General features: G+C 49.4%; 18 protein-coding genes and 1 pseudogene. 16 read left to right on the plus strand and 3 right to left on the minus strand.

The window, feature by feature from the left end; all coding sequences use genetic code 11:
* Positions 1-19: 19 nt before the first annotated feature.
* From R2X38_RS11825 to R2X38_RS11845, 5 genes are all read left to right on the plus strand, one after another.
* Positions 20-1,042 carry an ADP-ribosylglycohydrolase family protein gene (locus R2X38_RS11825; protein WP_317522438.1) on the plus strand — a complete coding sequence of 341 codons (1,023 nt, stop codon included), beginning with the start codon at positions 20-22 and terminating at the stop codon, positions 1,040-1,042.
* A complete protein-coding gene (locus R2X38_RS11830; protein WP_317522439.1) occupies positions 1,032-1,985 on the plus strand; it encodes a PfkB family carbohydrate kinase in 954 nt (317 codons plus the stop codon). Before R2X38_RS11825 ends, R2X38_RS11830 begins: the two co-directional genes overlap by 11 nt.
* Before the next feature lie 130 nt (positions 1,986-2,115).
* Positions 2,116-3,384 (plus strand): OFA family MFS transporter, encoded by a 1,269-nt coding sequence (locus R2X38_RS11835; RefSeq protein WP_317522440.1) that lies wholly within the window; start codon positions 2,116-2,118, stop codon positions 3,382-3,384.
* The gene (locus R2X38_RS11840) at positions 3,385-4,128 is read left to right on the plus strand and encodes a GntR family transcriptional regulator (RefSeq protein WP_317522441.1); all 744 of its coding nucleotides are present in this window, start codon (positions 3,385-3,387) and stop codon (positions 4,126-4,128) included.
* Between the two features lie 241 nt (positions 4,129-4,369).
* Positions 4,370-5,371 carry a permease gene (locus R2X38_RS11845; RefSeq protein ID WP_317522442.1) on the plus strand — a complete coding sequence of 334 codons (1,002 nt, stop codon included), beginning with the start codon at positions 4,370-4,372 and terminating at the stop codon, positions 5,369-5,371.
* Positions 5,372-5,452: 81 nt separating this feature from the next.
* On the opposite strand, the gene murP is transcribed toward R2X38_RS11845, so the two are convergent.
* Entirely contained in the window at positions 5,453-6,895 is a 1,443-nt protein-coding gene (murP, locus tag R2X38_RS11850) for a PTS N-acetylmuramic acid transporter subunit IIBC (protein ID WP_317522443.1), read from the minus strand.
* A 26-nt stretch (positions 6,896-6,921) separates the two neighbouring features.
* Positions 6,922-7,827: an N-acetylmuramic acid 6-phosphate etherase gene (murQ, locus tag R2X38_RS11855; protein WP_317522444.1), complete on the minus strand. Its 906-nt coding sequence runs from the start codon at positions 7,825-7,827 to the stop codon at positions 6,922-6,924.
* 301 nt (positions 7,828-8,128) lie between these two features.
* On the opposite strand from murQ, the gene R2X38_RS11860 reads away from it, so the two are divergent.
* The 9 genes from R2X38_RS11860 to R2X38_RS11900 all read left to right on the plus strand — a co-directional run bounded on the left by R2X38_RS11860 (position 8,129) and on the right by R2X38_RS11900 (position 17,278).
* Positions 8,129-8,977, plus strand: coding sequence for an SIS domain-containing protein (locus R2X38_RS11860; protein ID WP_317522445.1), 849 nt, complete (start codon positions 8,129-8,131; stop codon positions 8,975-8,977).
* Positions 8,978-9,365: 388 nt separating this feature from the next.
* Entirely contained in the window at positions 9,366-10,208 is an 843-nt protein-coding gene (gene kduI / locus R2X38_RS11865) for a 5-dehydro-4-deoxy-D-glucuronate isomerase (RefSeq protein WP_317522446.1), read from the plus strand.
* A gap of 43 nt (positions 10,209-10,251) precedes the next feature.
* Complete coding sequence (locus R2X38_RS11870; RefSeq protein ID WP_317522447.1) at positions 10,252-11,235, plus strand: TRAP transporter substrate-binding protein; 984 nt, start codon at positions 10,252-10,254, stop codon at positions 11,233-11,235.
* Between the two features lie 47 nt (positions 11,236-11,282).
* Complete coding sequence (locus R2X38_RS11875) at positions 11,283-11,822, plus strand: TRAP transporter small permease (protein ID WP_317522448.1); 540 nt, start codon at positions 11,283-11,285, stop codon at positions 11,820-11,822.
* A 1-nt stretch (position 11,823) separates the two neighbouring features.
* Entirely contained in the window at positions 11,824-13,131 is a 1,308-nt protein-coding gene (locus R2X38_RS11880; RefSeq protein WP_317522449.1) for a TRAP transporter large permease, read from the plus strand.
* A 75-nt stretch (positions 13,132-13,206) separates the two neighbouring features.
* Entirely contained in the window at positions 13,207-13,968 is a 762-nt protein-coding gene (locus R2X38_RS11885) for an IclR family transcriptional regulator (protein ID WP_317522450.1), read from the plus strand.
* 153 nt (positions 13,969-14,121) lie between these two features.
* Entirely contained in the window at positions 14,122-15,351 is a 1,230-nt protein-coding gene (locus R2X38_RS11890) for an MFS transporter (protein WP_317522451.1), read from the plus strand.
* Positions 15,326-16,288, plus strand: coding sequence for an HTH-type transcriptional regulator YidZ (yidZ, locus tag R2X38_RS11895; RefSeq protein WP_317522452.1), 963 nt, complete (start codon positions 15,326-15,328; stop codon positions 16,286-16,288). The genes R2X38_RS11890 and yidZ overlap by 26 nt, the downstream gene beginning before the upstream one ends.
* Positions 16,289-16,375: 87 nt before the next feature.
* Entirely contained in the window at positions 16,376-17,278 is a 903-nt protein-coding gene (locus R2X38_RS11900; protein ID WP_317522453.1) for a GNAT family N-acetyltransferase, read from the plus strand.
* On the opposite strand, the gene R2X38_RS11905 is transcribed toward R2X38_RS11900, so the two are convergent.
* Positions 17,242-18,042 carry a class I SAM-dependent methyltransferase gene (locus tag R2X38_RS11905; RefSeq protein WP_317522455.1) on the minus strand — a complete coding sequence of 267 codons (801 nt, stop codon included), beginning with the start codon at positions 18,040-18,042 and terminating at the stop codon, positions 17,242-17,244. The two genes, R2X38_RS11900 and R2X38_RS11905, sit on opposite strands and share 37 nt — an antisense overlap.
* Positions 18,043-18,133: 91 nt before the next feature.
* On the opposite strand from R2X38_RS11905, the pseudogene R2X38_RS11910 reads away from it, so the two are divergent.
* Positions 18,134-18,306, plus strand: a pseudogene (locus R2X38_RS11910) (MerR family transcriptional regulator); the annotation flags it as partial.
* 97 nt (positions 18,307-18,403) lie between these two features.
* Positions 18,404-19,126, plus strand: a complete 723-nt coding sequence (locus R2X38_RS11915) for a sulfite exporter TauE/SafE family protein (protein ID WP_317522456.1) — start codon at positions 18,404-18,406, stop codon at positions 19,124-19,126.
* The last annotated feature ends 142 nt before the right edge of the window (positions 19,127-19,268 follow it).

The raw sequence follows: 19,268 nt of genomic DNA on the forward strand, positions 1-19,268 counted from the left end.
TTTTGATAAGGTGTAGTCAATGAATAACAATACAGAAAGTCGCATTCTTGGAGCGTTTTACGGTCAGGCACTGGGTGATGCAATGGGGATGCCTTCCGAGCTATGGCCACGCAGCCGAGTGAAAGCCCATTTTGGTTGGATTGACCGCTTTCTTCCGGGCCCGGCAGAAAACAATGCCGCTTGCTATTTCGATGCCTGCCACTTCACCGATGATACATCCATGGCACTGGCACTTGCTGACGCCTTGATTGAGTGCGATGGTGAAATCAACCCAGACCTTATTGCCCGCAACGTGATGATCTGGGCAGAAGGGTTCGATGCCTTCAACAAGAATGTCTTTGGCCCGTCATCAAAAGCCGCAATGACCGCCATCAAGGCAGGCACACCAATCAGCGAACTGGAAAATAACGGCGTGACCAACGGCGCGGCGATGCGTGTTTCACCGCTGGGCTGCCTACTACCAACCCACAACCTGGATAGCTTTATCGATCAGGTCTGGTTGGCTTCAAGCCCAACTCACAAATCTGATGTTGCCATTGCCGGTGCCACAGCCATTGCTTGGGCAGTCTCCAAAGCGATCGACGGTGACAGCTGGACAATCATCAGTGATCAGCTGCCTGCCATTGCAAAAGCGGCCCAAGAGAAAAATACCACCACCTTCAGCGCTTCGATGGGGGCACGTATCGAGCTGGCTCTGTCTATCGCCCGCAGCAACCCAGGTGTTGAGAGCGCGATGCAGCAAATCTATGATTTGGTCGGTGCCGGCACCAGCACTATCGAATCTGTTCCAGCAGCGATTGCCATGGTTGAATTGGCTGGTACTGATCCAAACCGCTGTGCGATCCTCTGTGCCAACCTAGGCGGTGATACCGATACGATCGGTGCGATGGCAACCGCCATCTGTGGTGCATTGTCTGGCATCGAAGGCATTGACCCAGAGCTGAAACGTCAGCTAGATGAAGCCAACCAGCTTGACTTCACCCGCTACAGCACAGCCTTCACTAAAATGCGGATCAACAAGGAGAAAACCTATGCCGCATAATGCCCTGACAACCCTACTACCGAGCCTGCACAATCAACGTCAGTTGTGCCTGATCGGCGCAGCGGTGATTGATATTGTCACCGAGGCGGCGGCCTTGCCTGTGCGCGGCGGCGACTTGGAAGTGACAGAGAAAGGGCTGCATATTGGCGGCTGCGCCCTCAACATTGCAATCGCCCTAAAGCGCCTAGAGATCGACTCACTCAACGCCCTGCCGATCGGCCAGGGCAACTGGGCTAGCCTTATCAGCCGTAGCCTGGAGCAAAATGGCATAACCAGCGAGATCCAAACGGACAAAGGCGACAATGGCTGGTGCATGGCACTGGTTGAACCGGACGGCGAGCGAACCTTTATCTCCGTCAGCGGGGTAGAAAACCATTGGGATGAAGATATCCTCGATAGCCTTCCTCTGGCCGATGATGCCTTGATTTACCTGTCGGGCTATCAGCTGGCCTCGCCGAGTGGTGAACAGTTGGTGACTTGGTTGGAGTCACTACCAGATACGGTTGATGCTTTCGTCGATTTCGGCCCACGTATTGCCGATGTTCCAGATATGCTCTTCAAACGTCTGCTGGCTTTAAAGCCGATTGTCTCGCTCAACCGCCAAGAAGCAGAAGTGCTGGGTATGGGCTGTGCCGAGACCTTTACTCGCCAGTGGTTCGAACAATACCAGTGCCCGCTCATTTTACGTATAGACAGTGACGGCGCCTTGTTCGCCGATGCCAACCAAACAGGTAATGTTTCGCCGTTTCCGGCCACCGTTGTCGATACCATCGGGGCCGGTGACTCCCATGCCGGTGGGGTATTAGCCGGGCTCGCATCGGGCTGGGAGCTGCCTGATGCGGTATTGCTCGGCAACGCGGTCGCTTCTTATGTGGTCAGCCATCGCGGCGGCGACTGCGCACCTGATCGCCAAGCACTGGCAGAGTACCTATCCCGCTACTGATTCACTCAATCGGTAAATCAGGTACTGATAAATCCATAAAACATACATCCACCAGCCAAAGGGGCCTGTGCACCTTTGGCTGGCTATCCCTACCTGCAAAGCAGCTTTGAATAAAAAAGAAAACACCCCCATGAATAATACAAAAGCAACCCGAGTGCTTGGTGCCTGCTGCGGTATCAACTTGTGTATCGGTATCCTCTATGCCTGGAGCGTGTTTAAAAACGCCTTCATCGTGGAGCTTGGCTGGAGCAACACCCACGCCTCGCTCCCTTACACCTTGTCAATCGGCGTCTTGGCGCTGGCGGTATTAGCCGCAGGCATCATCCAGGACAAAATCGGCCCGCGCAAAGTGCTTATCGCTGGTACCTTCCTTGCTGGTATTGGCTTGTTGCTGTCGGGGCTGCATCTAACACCTATGATGCTCACCCTCACCTTCGGCCTATTGACCGGCTGCGGAATAGGATTTGGCTATGCCTGCCTCAATCCCGTTGCCATGAAGTGGTTTCACCCTTCCCGCAAAGGCTGGGTTAATGGATTGATCGCTACCGCTTTTGGTATCGCATCGGTCTATTTGGCCCCGTTGGTAAGCTTCATGATTGCCCAATACGGCATCAGCACCAGCTTTTACCTGCTTGGCTCTGCCCTGCTGCTGATCGCCCTGCCGCTGGCCTGTACCATCGACAACCCGCCGTCAGGCTATCTCCCGCCCGCGCCAGTAGCGAAAAGCCCATCTGACTCAGTCACGCCCCAAAGCAGTACCGCATCCGTTAATAACATAACACCAAACCAAGATACGCCTTGGCGCGCGATGATTCGCCAGCCTCGTTTCTACATGCTCTGGGTAATGTATGCTTTTTCCTCGACAGCTGGCCTGATGGTTATTGCTAACATCACCTCCATTGCCTCTGTTCAGGCTGATATCCATGACGCCGCTTATTTGGTTGTCGCTCTGGCCCTATTCAACTCCGGTGGCCGCCTAGCAACAGGCGTGCTGTCAGACCGTATTGGCGCTTTACCGACGCTGACGCTGGCCTTCGTGTTACAGGGTCTCAATATGCTGTTATTCTCATACTACCAAAGCGGCACTTTGATGATAGTCGGTGCTGGATTGGCGGGGGTAGGCTACGGCGCGTTGCTGGCTGTCTTCCCTTCTTTGATGGCCCAGTTCTACGGACTGAAATACTACGGCACCAACTACGGTATTCTCTATACCGCCTGGGGCATGGGTGGTTTTATCGGTCCAATGCTTGCCGCACTGGTTGTCGACAGCACCGGAAGCTACCAGATAGCCTACCAAGTTTGCGCCGTGTTGATGGCCGTCACAGTTGGCCTAGCGTTATGGCTACAACCTAGCGGCTTGGGTATAATCAAACCAGTACTCAAGGCAAAGCATGAATAAATGAATAATTACAATAGCTTGATCAGTCTCATCAAAGAGCGTATCGAACAGAAGGACAAGTCACCGCTGTACGTGAAAGTCGCTGAAACCGTCAAACAGGCCATCCAACAAAAACTGTTAGTCGGCGGCGACTACCTGCCCACCGAGAGGGAGCTGAGCGAGTTGTTGGGCATTTCGCGCATTACGGTGCGCAAAGCGCTGGATGTACTGGACAAAGAAAACGTCATCGTACGCTCTCGCGGCTCGGGTACCATGATCAGCGACACCCTCGAGTACTCGCTCAAAGAGCCCAAGGGTTTCTCCCAGCAGGTGGTGTTGAAAGGCAAACGTCCCGATACCCTGTGGATCAAAAAAGAAGTCATCCCATGCAATGGTGATGTTGCGAAGCAGCTCAGCTTGGCCGAAGGCGAGGATGTCTTCCTGCTCAAGCGGATCCGCTATATCGATGACAAACCGGTATCGGTCGAAGAATCTTATGTTCCTGTCGGCCTGATCGCCGATGCCGACGAAATCCAGCTCTCGCTGTACGATTACTTCCGCAGCCAGAATATCACCCTGACCGGCACCAAAAGCTGGGTCAGTGCCCAGTTACCTACCGACGAGTTCCTCGGTCACCTCAGCCTCGACGAAGCCGTCCCGGTATTGCTGATAAAACAAATTGCCCATGATGCCAAGGGCAAGGTCATCGAGTACAGCGTCAACCACTGTCGTGGTGACATGTACGTCTTTGTCGCAGAAGACTGAGTTGACGATCCGCCCTTCCGGCTGAAACTATCTCCACAGACAAAACAAGGGGCGATCCTAGCCTCTTGTCGCCTTCTATTATTAATCCTTTAATTCCAACCTCTTAAGCATCTCTTCGCCAACAAAATAATTTTCACCCCAAATTATTTCGATAAATTTAGAAATAATTAATTGACACCAATCTACCTCGAGCCTATATTTCGGCATATATCGAAATATACGAACAAATGAGGCCGTAACCATGAGTCCTGAATTCGTTAACATGTTTAAAGAAGCTGCCGGTATGTTCCTATTCCTAGCAGCAGAGCTAACCGTTCTATTTTTAGTGATTAGCTACCTAGTCGGTGTCCTGCAGGAGTTCCTAACACCGGAGAAGATCCAGTCGATCTTGAGCTCACGCAACGGCAAAGGCTACTTTATTGCTGCGCTACTTGGTTCAATCACGCCATTTTGTTCGTGCTCGACCATTCCTTTCCTAAAAGGTCTGCTTCGTGCCCGTGCCGGCTTTGGCCCGATGATGGTGTTCTTGTTCGCCAGCCCACTGCTTAACCCAGTGATCATTGGTTTGTTTGTGGTGACCTTCGGCGTGCAAGTGGCGGTGTTCTACTTTGTAGTCGCTCTAGCTGTTTCAGTCATTGCCGGATACGTGCTCGAGAAACTTGGTTTCGAACGCTATGTCCGTGAAGAGGCTTATAAAGTTGCTGATAGTGGTTCTAGCTGCACAGCAACACCTAAGCCAGCACCTGTTGCCAGCTCATGCTGTGGCAGCAAAGAAGAAGTGAATGTAGAAATCAGTGGCTGTGGTGAAGCCGTACTGACAGTGAAAGAAGAAAGCCGCTGGGTACGCATCTGGCACGCTACCTGGAAAGACTTCAAGCAAGTACTGCCTTACCTGACGCTAGGCATTTTGATTGGCTCTTTCATCTACGGTTTCATCCCGACTGACTTGATTGCCAAGTATGCAGGCGAAGGAATGTGGTATGCGATCCCAGTGGCGGCAGTGATTGGTATTCCGCTCTACATCCGAGCTGAAGCGGTGATCCCATTGAGTGCAGCCCTGGTGAAAAAAGGTATGGCGATGGGGTCAGTAATGGCCTTGATCATCGGTAGTGCAGGTGCAAGTTTGACTGAAGTTATCTTGCTCAAGTCTATCTTCAAGAACCAGATGATTGCCGCCTTCCTAACCGTCATCCTAGGCATGGCGATTGGTGCAGGTTACATGTATACCTACCTGTTTGGTTAATCCTATCTGTTTGGTAATCCAAGCAGCAGGCAACAAAAAGCCGACCTCTGTGAAGGGTCGGCTTTTCTCATTCTAAGGCCACTAAGACAAATCAACATCCTTAGAGCCAAACATCCAGGTCAGGATAAATCCGGCAAGATAGGAAACTGCCAGACCTGCCGCATACACCGCCATCCCGGCAAAGATACCCACATTTGACGTCATCAATGGCAACGCAACCACACCCGAAGGGCCAAACACGGTATTCAGACCTACTGGCAGGCCAAGGTAAGCAACCAACCCGACAAAGAAACCACCGACAGCACCACCCAAACAAGCGGTTACGAATGGTTTAACACGTGGCAAGGTGACACCGTAAATCAATGGCTCACCGATACCCAGAATACCCGGAACGATGGAGCCCTTAACCTGAGTGCGCAGCATAGAGTCTTTCTTGGCGCGCATGTATAAGGCAAATGCCGCGCCGACTTGGCCACCACCGGCCATGGCAAGGATAGGGAACAATGAGTTAAAGCCTTGGACATCCATCAGGGCAAAGTAAACCGGTACAAAACCCTGGTGGATACCGAACATCACAGACAGCAGGAACAAACCAGCCAAAATCGCACTGCCGATCGGGTTACCGTTGAGGTTGACAAACAACCACGACATACCATTAAACAACACGCCGCCGAGCGGCATGATAATAACGAAGGTCACCGCCCCCATAATCAACAGGGTCACTGCGGAAGTCAGGATCATATCAAGGTTATCCGGCATGAATTTTCGTACCTGACGCTCAACGCTGGCCCCTAGAATTGCCGCAATCAACACCCCGATAATGTTACCGCGAGGATCAATCGGCATGCCGAAAAAGTTATCCATACCGGAGTAAATGCCAGCGGCTGCCTCCGGATCATAACCAAGTACGAACAGCGAGGCGATAATGGCACCGTTCACCCCCGAGCCACCAAATGCCTGCTGGGCATTGTAACCAATCAAGATACTCAAAAAGGCAAACATCCCCTTGCTGAACACCTTCATGTAACTGGTGAACTCGACAAGCTGGGCATTCGGCGCTTCATTACCCAGAATAAAGACTTGTTCGAGCAAAGTAGCAAAGCCCAGCAATAGACCGACGGCGATAAAGCCGGGGATCAACGGAGTGAAGATGGTGGCAAACTTTGACAGAAAACGCTGGATTGCGCTGGTCTGTTTTTCTTTCATCTGCTTTTTATTAGCCGATGCGATATCTTTGAGCGACCCAGCATCAGCACTGACCGCAGAAACACTGCCCAGCATAGCATTCATCATCTCAGCCGCTGTTTGCGCCTTACCAGGACCTAGGATAATTTGCAGTTGGCTGTCGCTTTCAACCACGCCCATCACACCAGCGATACGCTTGATTTCATCGTGGTCGGCCAGCATCTCGTCATGCAAAGCCAGTCGCAGTCGGGTCATGCAGTTGCCACAGCGGGCAACATTATTCTGACCGCCGATTGCCGACAGGATGCTGTCTATCATCCCAGAGGTAATTTTTGCCATCATTCGTTCCTTGTCATTACTGTTCGTTATTGTGCGTTATTAATTGCTCTGCGGGTAAATCCATCACTGGACGCAAGTAGTTCATGGGCCTCTGGTGCAGAAACGCCAGCGAGGATCATGACAATGGCCGTTTTACAGTGGCCATTTGCCGCATCCAGCGCCTCGACAGCCTCTTCGCGGCTGCACTCTGTCGCTTCCATCACAATCTTTTTCTGGCGCTCCACCAACTTGGCATTGGTCGCTTCTACATCGACCATCAAGTTGCCATACACTTTACCGGTGCGAATCATTGCCCCAGTCGTCAGCATGTTCAAAACCAGTTTCTGTGCCGTGCCTGCTTTCATTCGCGATGAGCCGGTGACGACTTCCGGACCAACAATGGGTGTGATGGCAATATCGGCCTCATCGACCATGGGGGCATTGGGGTTGCAACATATACAACCCACTGTCGCCCCGACCGATTTAGCGTACTGCATTGCTCCCATGACATAAGGCGTACGGCCGCTAGCAGCGATGCCCACCAGCACATCCTTTGGACCAAAATTCAAATCAACTAAATCCTGCTGGCCAAGCTTGACATTATCTTCAGCATTCTCGACTGCTTTCAAAATCGCTTTATGGCCTCCGGCAATCAGGCCAACAACCTGCTCGGCAGGAGTTCCATAAGTTGGCGGGCACTCACTAGCATCCAGAATACCTAATCGACCCGATGTCCCTGCCCCGGTGTAAATCAAGCGACCGCCCTGCTCAAACGCCAAGACAATGGCATCTACCAGTTTGGCAACCTGCGGCAGGGTCTCTTCCACCGCTATCGCGACTTTTTTATCTTCCCCGTTGATCACTTCCAGCATGTCGAAGGTGCTCAGCTCATCAATGCGGGCACTGGCTGGGTTACGGCTTTCCGTAATTAGGGTGTTTAAGTTAATAGTCATGGTGTTCTCCCAAAATCAATGCGGAGATAATATTGAATAAAGTATTCTTAATTTGTTACCAACATCACAGAATAATCTATTCCAAACACTAGTAGAAATAAGAATAAGCCAACAAACCAAAACCAACACAAAAACATAATCTATTGATTTATAAAAACCATAAGTATAAAAGCTTAGGAATAGACAGGTCGAATTTGGAATAATAATTAAGTACCCAAAGTGGAATACTTTATTCCAATGAGAGAAAATACATCGAGCAGAAGAAGAACAGCTCATCAAAACGACCGGCTAAGGAACAACGATGGCAATAATTGCAAAAATCTCCAACCAATTTGACCGCTTGTCCAACAACGAACAGAAGATTGCCCAGGTGATCCTTGACGCACCAGAGAGCGTGGTCGGCTTATCATCCTCGGCATTTGCCGAGCAAGCCGGAGTCAGCCAGTCCAGTATCATTAAACTGGCTCAGAAATTAGGATTCAAAGGGTTTCCGGCTCTCAAGCAAGCCCTGAACGAAGAGTTGACTCGTAAAAAGGTACTCGATGTATCAGGTACCCTACACGGTGATATCCAGCAAAATGACACCGCCAAGGTCATGGCGCAAAAGCTCTCGCAAAGCAAGCTCTCCGCCATTGTAGAAACCACCAATGCCCTGGACTACGAAAACCTGGATCAGGCAGTAACCGTGCTCAATGATGCCAACAAGGTGCACCTTGTCGGGCTGGGTGGTTCAGCCATCGTTATGAAAGATCTGTCCTATAAACTGATGAAGATCGGCATTACGGCACTGTGTGAAATGGACAGCCATGTTCAAATCACCATTGCACAAACACTCAATGCCAATGATGCCATGGTGGTGTGCTCGTTTACCGGAAACCGGAAAGAGGTGGTCATTGCCGCAGAGATAGCCAAACAGCGGGGCGCAACACTCATTGCCATTACAGGGCTCAATGACAGCCCAATCCGGCGTATGGCTGATATCCAGCTCGATACTATTGCCGATGAAACTCAAGCTCGCACTTCGGCCATATACTCCCGGACAGCCCAAAACTGTATTACTGACTTGCTATTTATGGCTTTGATTCAAACCCGCAATGAAGAAGCGATTGAGTTGATTGACTCAGCGAGCATGACCATTGATATGCTTTAATTCAGCCCAAGTTAATAACAGTCTGTCTATTGAGGCTGCACAGTGAACAGCACTAAAAAGCCTCTATATCACAATCACTTTCATACTTTAGAGTGAGTACAAGCGCACAGCTCAAGCAACACTATTCGACAAGAAGCTTCCCCCCTCTTGATCTACATCTACCTTCCCGCAACGCCATACACATCTGACAACACCACAAAATTGAAACGCTGTTCCCCGTTCAAATTTTTCACTCAATTTCTGCCACAAAAAACGATGAAAGTCACAAAAAATGCGGATTTTCGTCACTGCAAGTAGGCAAACATCTCACCACCCAATAATTCATATTTAAACGATATTGATCAAATATGAATTTAACTTACACTAATTTCAAACAAAGGAGCGATAGATGTTTACCAATTACAACAGCAATCCCAAGGATGCAAAGCACTACGACACCACTAGACTAAGAAGCGAGTTTCTTAGCGAGGAACTATTCAACAAAGAAAAAATAACCTTACTTTACAGCCATATAGACAGGGTTGTGGCACTGGGTATATGTCCAAATACAACACCACTTGCATTGAATAGTTTTATCGACAATGACGTTTTTGGTACTCAGCATTTTCTCGAACGTCGAGAAATGGGGATGGTCAATCTTGGGAAATCAAACATTGAAGTGAAAACATCCAGTCATACGTACATACTGGAACACCTCGATGCACTGTATCTAGGTATGGGGGAAACAAATGTTACTTTTCGCTCCTTAGACGAAGAACATGAAGCAACACTATATAGCCTAAGTGCCCCCGCTCACTGCTCATACCCTTCAAAAAGGATTGCTCGTGACGAAGCCCGAGTTGTTGAGCTCGGTTCAAATGAAAGTGCCAACCAACGCGTCATCAATCAATACCTTCATCCAGATGTACTACCTACTTGTCAATTGTGCATGGGAGTCACGCACCTTTGTCCTGGTTCTGTCTGGAACACCATGCCAGCTCATACTCACGAGCGCCGCATGGAAGCCTATCTCTACTTCAACATTAAGCCGGATAACGTTGTTTTCCATTTCATGGGAGAACCACAGGAAACAAGGCACATTGTTGTGCGGAACAAGCAACTTGTTCTCTCACCTAGCTGGTCGATTCACTCAGGCTGCGGCACCAGCAACTATAGCTTTATATGGGGAATGCTAGGTGAAAACCAAACCTTTGATGACATGGATTTTATTGAAATGTCTGCAATTCGATAACTGCCATCGATAAATACATACCCTATAAAAAAGGACTCTAGCTATGAAAAAAACACTGAAACTCACTGCTATTACCGCAATGATTAGCGCTACTCTGGGTTTATCAACTTTTGCCAATGCAGCTATCGAAATTAAAGCAGCTTTTAACCAATCCGATAGCCACCCTCAATACGAGGCCTTGCAAGCCTTCGGCCAAAAGCTTAATGAGGAAACTGATGGCCGCTACAAACTCTCAATTTACCCAAATGAATTACTGGGTGATCAGCGCGCCGCACTAGAACTGGTTCAAAATGGCGCGATCCAAATGGCGGTGGTTGCTAACCCACTTATCGAAAACTACGACGCAACCTACCGTGTTATCGGTATGCCTTATGTCTATACCGGTCCAGAGCACCAAGAAAAAGTGTTCACCTCCGGCGCACTGGACGAGCTCTTTGCTTCCACCAACCGATTTGGATTTGAGGTGTTGACAGCTTACACGGCGGGTGCACGAAGCATGTACACCAAAAATGCACCGGTCAACACAGTCGGCGATATGCAAGGTAATAAAATCCGGGTCATGCAATCAGAAACAATGATCAAAATGCTCTCATGCATGGGGGGAACCGGGGTACCAATGAGCCAGGGTGAGGTTTACACCGCCATTCAACAGGGTGTTCTTGATGGTGCAGAAAACAACGAAATTACCTATGCCGATCTGAAGCAGTACGAAGTCGCACCTTACTTTTCATCAACCCGCCACTTGATGGTACCTGATTTGGTGGTGATAAGTAGCTACTTCATCAACACCATGTCGAAAGAAGATCAAGAAACACTTCGTCGCTTAGCCAAGGAGAGCACTCCTGAGCAATTCAAAATTTGGAACGACCGTATCAGCGCCGCAATGGAAACAGCCAAAGCCCATGGCGCAAAATTTAACGAGGTTGACATCACACCATTCCAAGAAAACTGCCAGCCGTTGCAACAAGCGCTAACTGACTCTCCAGCTCAAAAAGCCCTGTTCCAAAAAATAGCCGCCTTGCAATAAGTTAATATTGGGAGCCAGTTGTCTGGCTCCCTTTTCGGGTCACAGCCATGCAAAAAAATATACTTTCTCATCTATTGTCAGGAATGACATTTCTCAAGCAGTGGATAGACAAAATTCTTTCGCTGTTTTTGATCACGATAGTAGGCACAATGACAGTGTTGGTCACCTATCAAGTTGCTTCAAGGTACCTGTTTAATAGCCCCAGTGCCGTCAGTGAAGTGTTATCACGATACCTTTTCATCTGGTTGATTCTATTCGGTAGTGCTTATGTGTTCGGCTTACGGGAGCACATGGCCATCAGCTTTATAAAAGATAAATTCAATAAGAAGTTCCGCTTGCTCACAGAGATGTTCATCGAGCTGGTCACTGTCAGCTTCGCCTACACCATTATGATCATAGGCGGATATAACAGTGCAGTCCGGCAGATGTGGCAACTTGATTCAGCCCTGCAAATTCCCATGGGCGTGATTTACTCTGCCATTCCCATCGCCGGCGGCTTGATATTTTTCTACTTTATTTACAACGAGTTAAGCCTTATCAACCAACTAAGAGCCTTAAATCGTCAATCTTCGCACAGTGAGGTCTGATATGGATATTGCACTTACCGCCTCTTTGGTCATGTTCATTGGTGCTATTTTCCTGCTTGTCCTTGGGGCACCTATTGCAATCAGTGTTGGCGCCGCCTCTTTTGCAGCAATGACGGTTATTCTGCCCTTCCCCGGTGCCATGACTACATCGGCACAGAGGATGTTCGTAGGGTTAGATTCTTTCGCCCTGCTGGCTATCCCATTCTTCATCCTTGCCGGCAACATCATGAACAATGGTGGCATCGCCATCAGGCTAATCAACTTTTCCAAGATCATCAGTGGCTTTTTCCCAGGCTCGCTGGCACAGACCAACGTGGTATCCAACATGCTTTTTGGTTCTATCAGTGGCTCGGGTGTAGCCTCTGCCGCCGCGGTTGGAGGGATTATGTCTCCCATCCAAAAGAAGGAAGGCTATGACCCGGCATTCAGTACAGCTGTGAATATTGCCTCGGCCCCAACCGGCATGCTTATTCCACCCAGTAACACCCTAATTGTCTATGCCACCGTTGCAGGTAGTGTCTCTGTTTCAGCCTTATTCGTTGGTGGCTACCTACCGGGTATTCTCTGGGGCCTGAGCGTCATGATCATTGCCGGTTTCATGGCCAAAAAAAGAGGCTATGTCGGCAAGCACTCGATGACGCTGAAGCAATGCATCACCGTTACCCTGCAAGCCATCCCCAGCCTGACCCTGGTCTTGGTCGTTATCGGCGGTATCCTCGGTGGTATCTTTACTGCCACCGAAGCCTCGGCCATTGCGGTGGTTTATGCCCTATTCCTAACATTTTGTTATCGATCACTGAAAATATCGGAATTACCCAAGATATTTTTAAACACAGCAAAAATGTCAGCCATCGTTATATTCATGCTGGCAACGTCTTCAATTATGTCTTGGGTTATGGCGTTTACCCAGATCCCAGGCATGATAGCCGACGGTCTCCTTGGACTGACTGATAACCCATTTTTGATCCTCTTGATTATCAACCTCGTTCTGCTGTTTGTCGGCACATTCATGGATCCGACACCAGCGGTTCTTATCTTTACCCCGATCTTCCTACCGATCTGTACATCGCTAGGCATGGATCCTGTCCAGTTTGGTATTTTGCTGGTCTTTAACCTTTCATTGGGCACCATAACGCCTCCGGTAGGACCTATTTTGTTTACGGGTTGCAAAGTCAGTGGAATAAGCATCGACAGTGTTATTCGCACACTGTTACCGTTCTTCTTGATGATCTTTGCTGTATTGATGCTGGTAACCTACGTTCCGGCAATATCAATGACTATCCCCCAATGGATGGGGCTGATTCGCTAATTTTACCGCTATTTCTTTTAAGGCTATACGCATGCTGTCATACTGGCGTAATCTGTATGACAGCATTACATGACCATGACGAACGACAAAAAAACAGAATACAGAGCGCCAGCGCTTGAAAAAGGATTGGATATTCTTGAACTGCTTGCTGCAAGCCCTACACCATTAACCAAAAAACAAATCACCGAAAAACTAGAACGAAGTGTCAGTGAGATTTTTCGTATGCTGTCAGTGCTGGTAGAACGAAAATATATCGAATGTGACAGCGAGCAGTTGACCTACTCTTTAAGCCTTAAGATGTTTGTCCTATCAAACCAGCATCCTCCAATTGCCCAAATGCTTAAGCGCGCCATACCCTTGATGGAAGAATTGTGTTTGAAGGTCAATCAATCATGCCACCTAAGTCAATATAAACATGGCGAACTAGTGGTTATCGGTGCGCAAGAAAGCCCATATAAAATGGGGTTTGGCTTACGTCTAGGCGCTAGTCTAGATATTTGCTCCTCCGGTTCTGGAATTGTTTTGCTGACCTTCTCAAGTGAAGAGAAACGCCAAGAAATCCTTGAAAAAACAAACGCAACCGAAAGTGAAATCACTCATGCTCTGGGGCAAGTAGACAAAACCCAAAAAGAGGGTTTCTACGTCGGGCCGAGTCCACAGATCTCAGGCGTCACCAATATCAGCTTTCCGATCTTTGGTGCCTTGGGTGAGCTAATGGCGGTTATTACCATCCCTTTTATGACATTAAACTCAAAAACGGTTCACCACCATATTGAAGATATTGAAGAGACGAAACATGAACTAGGCAACGTTGCCCGCCAGCTCTGCCTTGAGTAGCCAAGTAGCAGTCAAGGCTAGTCTCGAACAGCTGTCATTCCTCAGCACATGGTGACATCCATGTCGCCAATGGAAATACCTGTTGTCAAAATGGCAACTCGTTAGACTGCCGGATCACCTCTACACTTCTCGCGACACAACAAAGAGGTATTTATGATCCGGTTTCTTCTGTGCAGTTTTGCACTTGTTTTGCTCTACCCAACAGCGATTGACTTGTATCTGGTCGGCCTGCCACAAATTGCTAGCGACCTCGGTGCTACAGAGTCACAGCTTCACATCGCCTTTTCGGTCTACCTCGCAGGCATGGCGACCACCATGTTCTTTGCAGGCAAGCTATCTGATTCCATCGGCCGCAAACCGGTTGTTACTACCGGCGCCATCATCTTTATTTTCGCCTCGCTATTGGGCGGCCAGGCGGAAAGCAGCACCACCTTCTTGATTGCCCGCTTTTCCCAGGGGATCGGCGCGGGATCCTGCTACGTGGTCGCCTTTGCAATTTTGCGCGATACCCTCGATGACCAGCGCCGGGCCAAGGTGTTGTCGATGCTCAATGGCATTACCTGCATAGTGCCTGTGATTGCCCCGGTGATCGGCCACCTGATCATGCTCAAGTTCCCATGGCCAAGCCTGTTCACCACCATGGCAGGTATGGGTGTGGTGGTATGCCTTCTATCAACCCTTGTACTTAAAGAAAGCAATGTGAACCGTCGTAGCAAAAAACGTATAAAAGGACCTGACTCACAGCAATCCAGCGATGCCACGCTTGATGCTACCGAGCCTTTCCTCGAGCGCTTTTTCATCAGCCGCGTTGTCATCACTTCAATCGGCGTAACCACTATTCTGACTTATGTGAATGTCTCGCCCATGCTTGTTATGGACGTGATGGGCTTTGATCGTGGCAGCTACTCAACCACCATGGCGCTTACCGCACTGGTTAGCATGATCACCTCATTTTCCGCCCCATTCCTGCTGAATATCTTCAAGCAGCGAAGCCTGATGCTGTTCTCGCAAGGGCTTTTTGCCACTGCGGCAATCGTCCTGATGGCTTCGGGGCTGAATGTGTTAGATCAGCAGGCTAACCTGATGGGCTTTGGCCTTATCTGTGCCGGTTTCTCGATTGGATTTGGCGTCACTATGAGCCAAGCATTGAGCCCCTTCTCGCTTCGCGCAGGAATGGCCAGTTCCATCCTTGGTATTGCCCAAGTCTGTGCCTCGGCGTTTTATATCTGGTTGATGGGTCTGATGGGTGTCTCGGCACTCAATATGCTGATTATCATTTTGGCTTTGGGTGGTGTTATTTCAGCGGCTCTAATATTATTGGTAGCACTGCCTTCGATGCCAACCTCTTGTAATGCCAATGAAGAAATCACTAGCACGCCTTGATCTCAATTTGCTCTTCACCCTGCAGCTATTGCTGCAGGAGCAAAGCGTCACCAAGGCGGCCAAGAAGCTAAATGTTACCCCGCCAACGGTCAGCAAATCCCTCAGCAAGCTCAGGGAGTGGTTTGACGATCCCTTGTTCGTCAAGACTCCTCAGGGGCTAAAGCCGACACCGCTGGCACTCAGCATGGCGCAAGATCTCTCTGACTGGCTGCAAATAGGCAGCCAGTTATTGGCTAAGCGCGGTGATGAAACGCCCAAAGGGGTGCACTTCAACCTCACCATGGAATCACCGCTGCTGCTGATCATGTTCAATGAGTTGTCTCAGCAGATATACCAACGCTACCCAGATGCCAAAGTGAAAGTCAGTAATTGGGACTACGACTCAATAGAGTCTATTACCCACGGCGAGGCCGATATCGGTTTTACCGGCAGGGAGAGTCATCCCCGTTCGAAAGAGTCATTGGATTTACTGCCCTATTTCATCGATTTTGAAGTGCTGTTTACCGATCTGCCGCAGATATACCTGCGCAAAGATCACCCGGCACTGCAGAAGGAATGGAACATGGAGGCCTTCCTCAAATACCCACATATCAATATCGTTTGGGAGAAAAGCGAAAGCTGGGCATTGGATGAAGTGCTTGCAGAGCAAGGGCTCACCCGCCATGTCGCCCTGACCATGGCAAGCTTCGAGCAATCGCTGTTTATGGCAGCCCAGCCCGGTCACCAGATGATCACGACAGCACCGGAGTACTGCCAACGCTATTGCCAGCAAATGCACCCAGACTTGGTCTCGCTGCCGATCCCGTTGGAGCAGCCGCAGCTTGATTCGCTGCTAATTCCGTTCACTATGATTTGGCACAAGCGCAACAGCCAAAACCCCAAAATTGCCTGGCTGAAAAAGACCATCAAAACGCTTTACAGCCCTAGAGAAAACTAGCAGAGACTGGTAGACAGGCAGTTTTGTTGACACTATCAACAATCGGCGGTAGCGTAAGTGTATTACAACGCCTAAAGGAAGTGCTCCATGTCTGAACCAATGACAACTATCAGCAATATACGCAGTGAATTACGCTATCTCATCAGGGAGTTGGGGCTACTCGACAAAAACTGCCTGAACTCCAACCTCTCCCTATCACAGGCCCACATCCTGACCTATGTGCATCGCAATGGCAGTACTTCTTTTCATGAGTTGGCGATCCAGCTCAATGTCCAAAAGGCGTCACTGAGCCGGACATTGACGACGTTGATCGATAAAGAATACCTATCCGTTGAACTTGATCCTGCTGACAAGCGCCAGAAAATCTATCAGCTCCTGCCTGATGGCGAAGCAGCCCTGCAGCATGCCAACCAGTCGGCTGACACCGCTTTCGCGGCTTTCCTTGAAGGACTCGAAACTGACCAGCTTAATAGCATAGAAAATGGCCTGCGAACGCTGCGATTAAACGCATTCAAGAGCAACTTCCAACCTGACGGTTTCCGGGTCAAAGTCGAGAGGCTAAGCCCCAATTACCAGCACGAAGTCGATACCCTTATCAAGCATGTCTTCAATGGTGAGCAAGGCATTCCCGAGGAGCTTATCCCTCTTGATCCTGACCAGCCTTATGTATGGTGGGTTGCCCGCTGCGGCGAATATGTCATAGGTGCGGTCGCCTGCTGGGAAATAGATGGTGAGTGGCACTGGGGGCGCTATTTTATCGACGCCAACTTCCGCGGTTTTGGTATCGGCAAAAAGCTGGCTGCCGAGTCACTAAGCGATATCTTTGCCAACATCTCCGACTACATAGTCAGCGATGCTAGGGATACCACCGTCGCGATATTGACTCAGCTTGGAGCCGAAGTGACGGGCAAAACAGTGGATTTTTATGGTGCGCCGGTCACGCCGATGAAGCTTTATAAACAACACTTCCTGGCAATCACCAAACCATGATTGCTCGCCCCCAGTAAACTAGGCTCATCACAGGTTTCAAGGTGGTAAGCTAGCCAAGCGTCGTACTGTTCCGGGTTGAAGTGGTTTATCCCGCTTGCTAAATATCGGCCAAAACCATCGGTTGCTATATGGCGCTCAATGGCGAAGCCCCGTTCTTCAACCAACAAAGTCATCTCTTCTGGAGTCGCAAAATAGCCGACATTGAAGAACTGTGCCGCTTCAGGAGATGACACTAAGCCACCTCTCTTTAACTCATCAAGCACATGCGGTGTCATCAGGTGAGGAAATTGTTGGGCAAACAGACCAGCAACAAAGAAACGTGAAATATAGGCAACCGCCACTACCCCGCCGGGTTTTAGAATACGCATCGCCTCTTCCAGTGCTCGCCTGCGCTCTTGTTCTGTTTGCAAGTGGTAAAGCGGACCAAGGATCACACACAGATCTTGCGAGTTATCAGCAATAAACGATACTTCACAGGCAGAGCCTTGGTGGATATCTATATCGATATCAGACACTCCTGCTTTCTCTCGTAATATCCTGACCTGATCAGGTACCAGCTCAACCGCAGTAACCTTGCAGCCCATTTGGGCAAACGTCAGTGAGTAACGCCCCGTCGCCGCTCCGAGTTCCGCCACACAGGTCCCCGGTGTTAGCCAGCCATATAAGACATGCATGGTGGTATCAAACTCCATGCGGGTAATGTATTGCCGAGTTAAACGACTGTCTTCATCTGCGCTGGTGTATTGTTCAATCAGTGCGTCCATCCTTAACGATCCTTATCTTATCCCTTTAAATTAGATACTTAACATACCACCACAAGCATTAATCATCCATTACACTACTCCCTTTCACAACCTCACCAAAGCCCGTTGGGTCGAGATCATGCGTGAAGCAGGCTTTAATGAAGAAGACATGACAAACTGGCACAAGCAATTTGAAAAGTGGAACCCGGTGCCCATCAGGAATTTCTTAAGTCACTCAACATCGATGCCGAAGAAATTGAAACTATTCGCCTAAAATCCCGCTAGGTATCCTTCTACCTCATCGGCTCATCATGATATGCTTATGACCTATTTTAATGACAGCACTAAATAGCTGTTATTGTTGGTATTTTGAGTATCTTCCATGTTTGAGTCGACAGTCCTTTTTGCGGCCACCCTGATCTTTCTTGGCTCTTTTGTGCAAACCGCTATCGGCTTTGGTTTAGCGATAGTTGCTGCACCGTTACTGTTTCAGCTTTCACCCCATTATGTACCGGCCCCTATCTGTTTGGTGGCGTTAGTGATCTCGTTGATCAATGCCTTCAAACTACGAAGCAGTGTGTCTATCGGCGGCTTGAAGTCGGCCATTATTGGGCGGGTGCCCGGATCACTGCTGGGCGGTTACCTACTTACCGTGGTATCGGGCGCAACGCTGTCGTTATGGCTCGGAGCCATGGTGCTGATTGCCGTTGCAATCAGTGCGCTGCCTTACAGGCTGAAACCAACACCAAACAGAATGCTGGTTGCCGGCTTTATGTCTGGTGTGATGGGTACCAGCTCTTCCATCGGTGGACCGCCGATGGCGCTTTTGATGCAGCACGAAGAAGCTGCCAAACTTCGTGGCAACTTGTCAGCATTCTTTGTGATCACTTCAGTCATGTCGCTGGTTGTGCTGTCGTTTTACGGCCACTTCAGCATAGAGCACATTCGGATCACCTTACCATTATTGCCAGCGGCTATTTTGGGCTACTGGATGGCGAACAAGGTTGTCGGCAACCTATCTCAAGGCGCGGTAAGAAAATTCGCCTTGCTACTCTGCCTCACCAGCGGTCTAACGGCTATCTATCAAGGCGTTTCCGGCTTCTAGCACTCAAATGCCTTCCTCGATAGCGCCTATCGAGTAGAGTACCAATCCGGCGGGGTGCTGATCCTCGCCGAAACGCCAAACCGCGTTGCGATGAGAATATCTTTTACCTAAAAATCATTTAGCACACAGTGATTAAGGTGGA

Origin of the sequence: Photobacterium rosenbergii, from assembly GCF_033022775.1 — a bacterium.
Taxonomy (GTDB): domain Bacteria; phylum Pseudomonadota; class Gammaproteobacteria; order Enterobacterales; family Vibrionaceae; genus Photobacterium; species Photobacterium rosenbergii_A.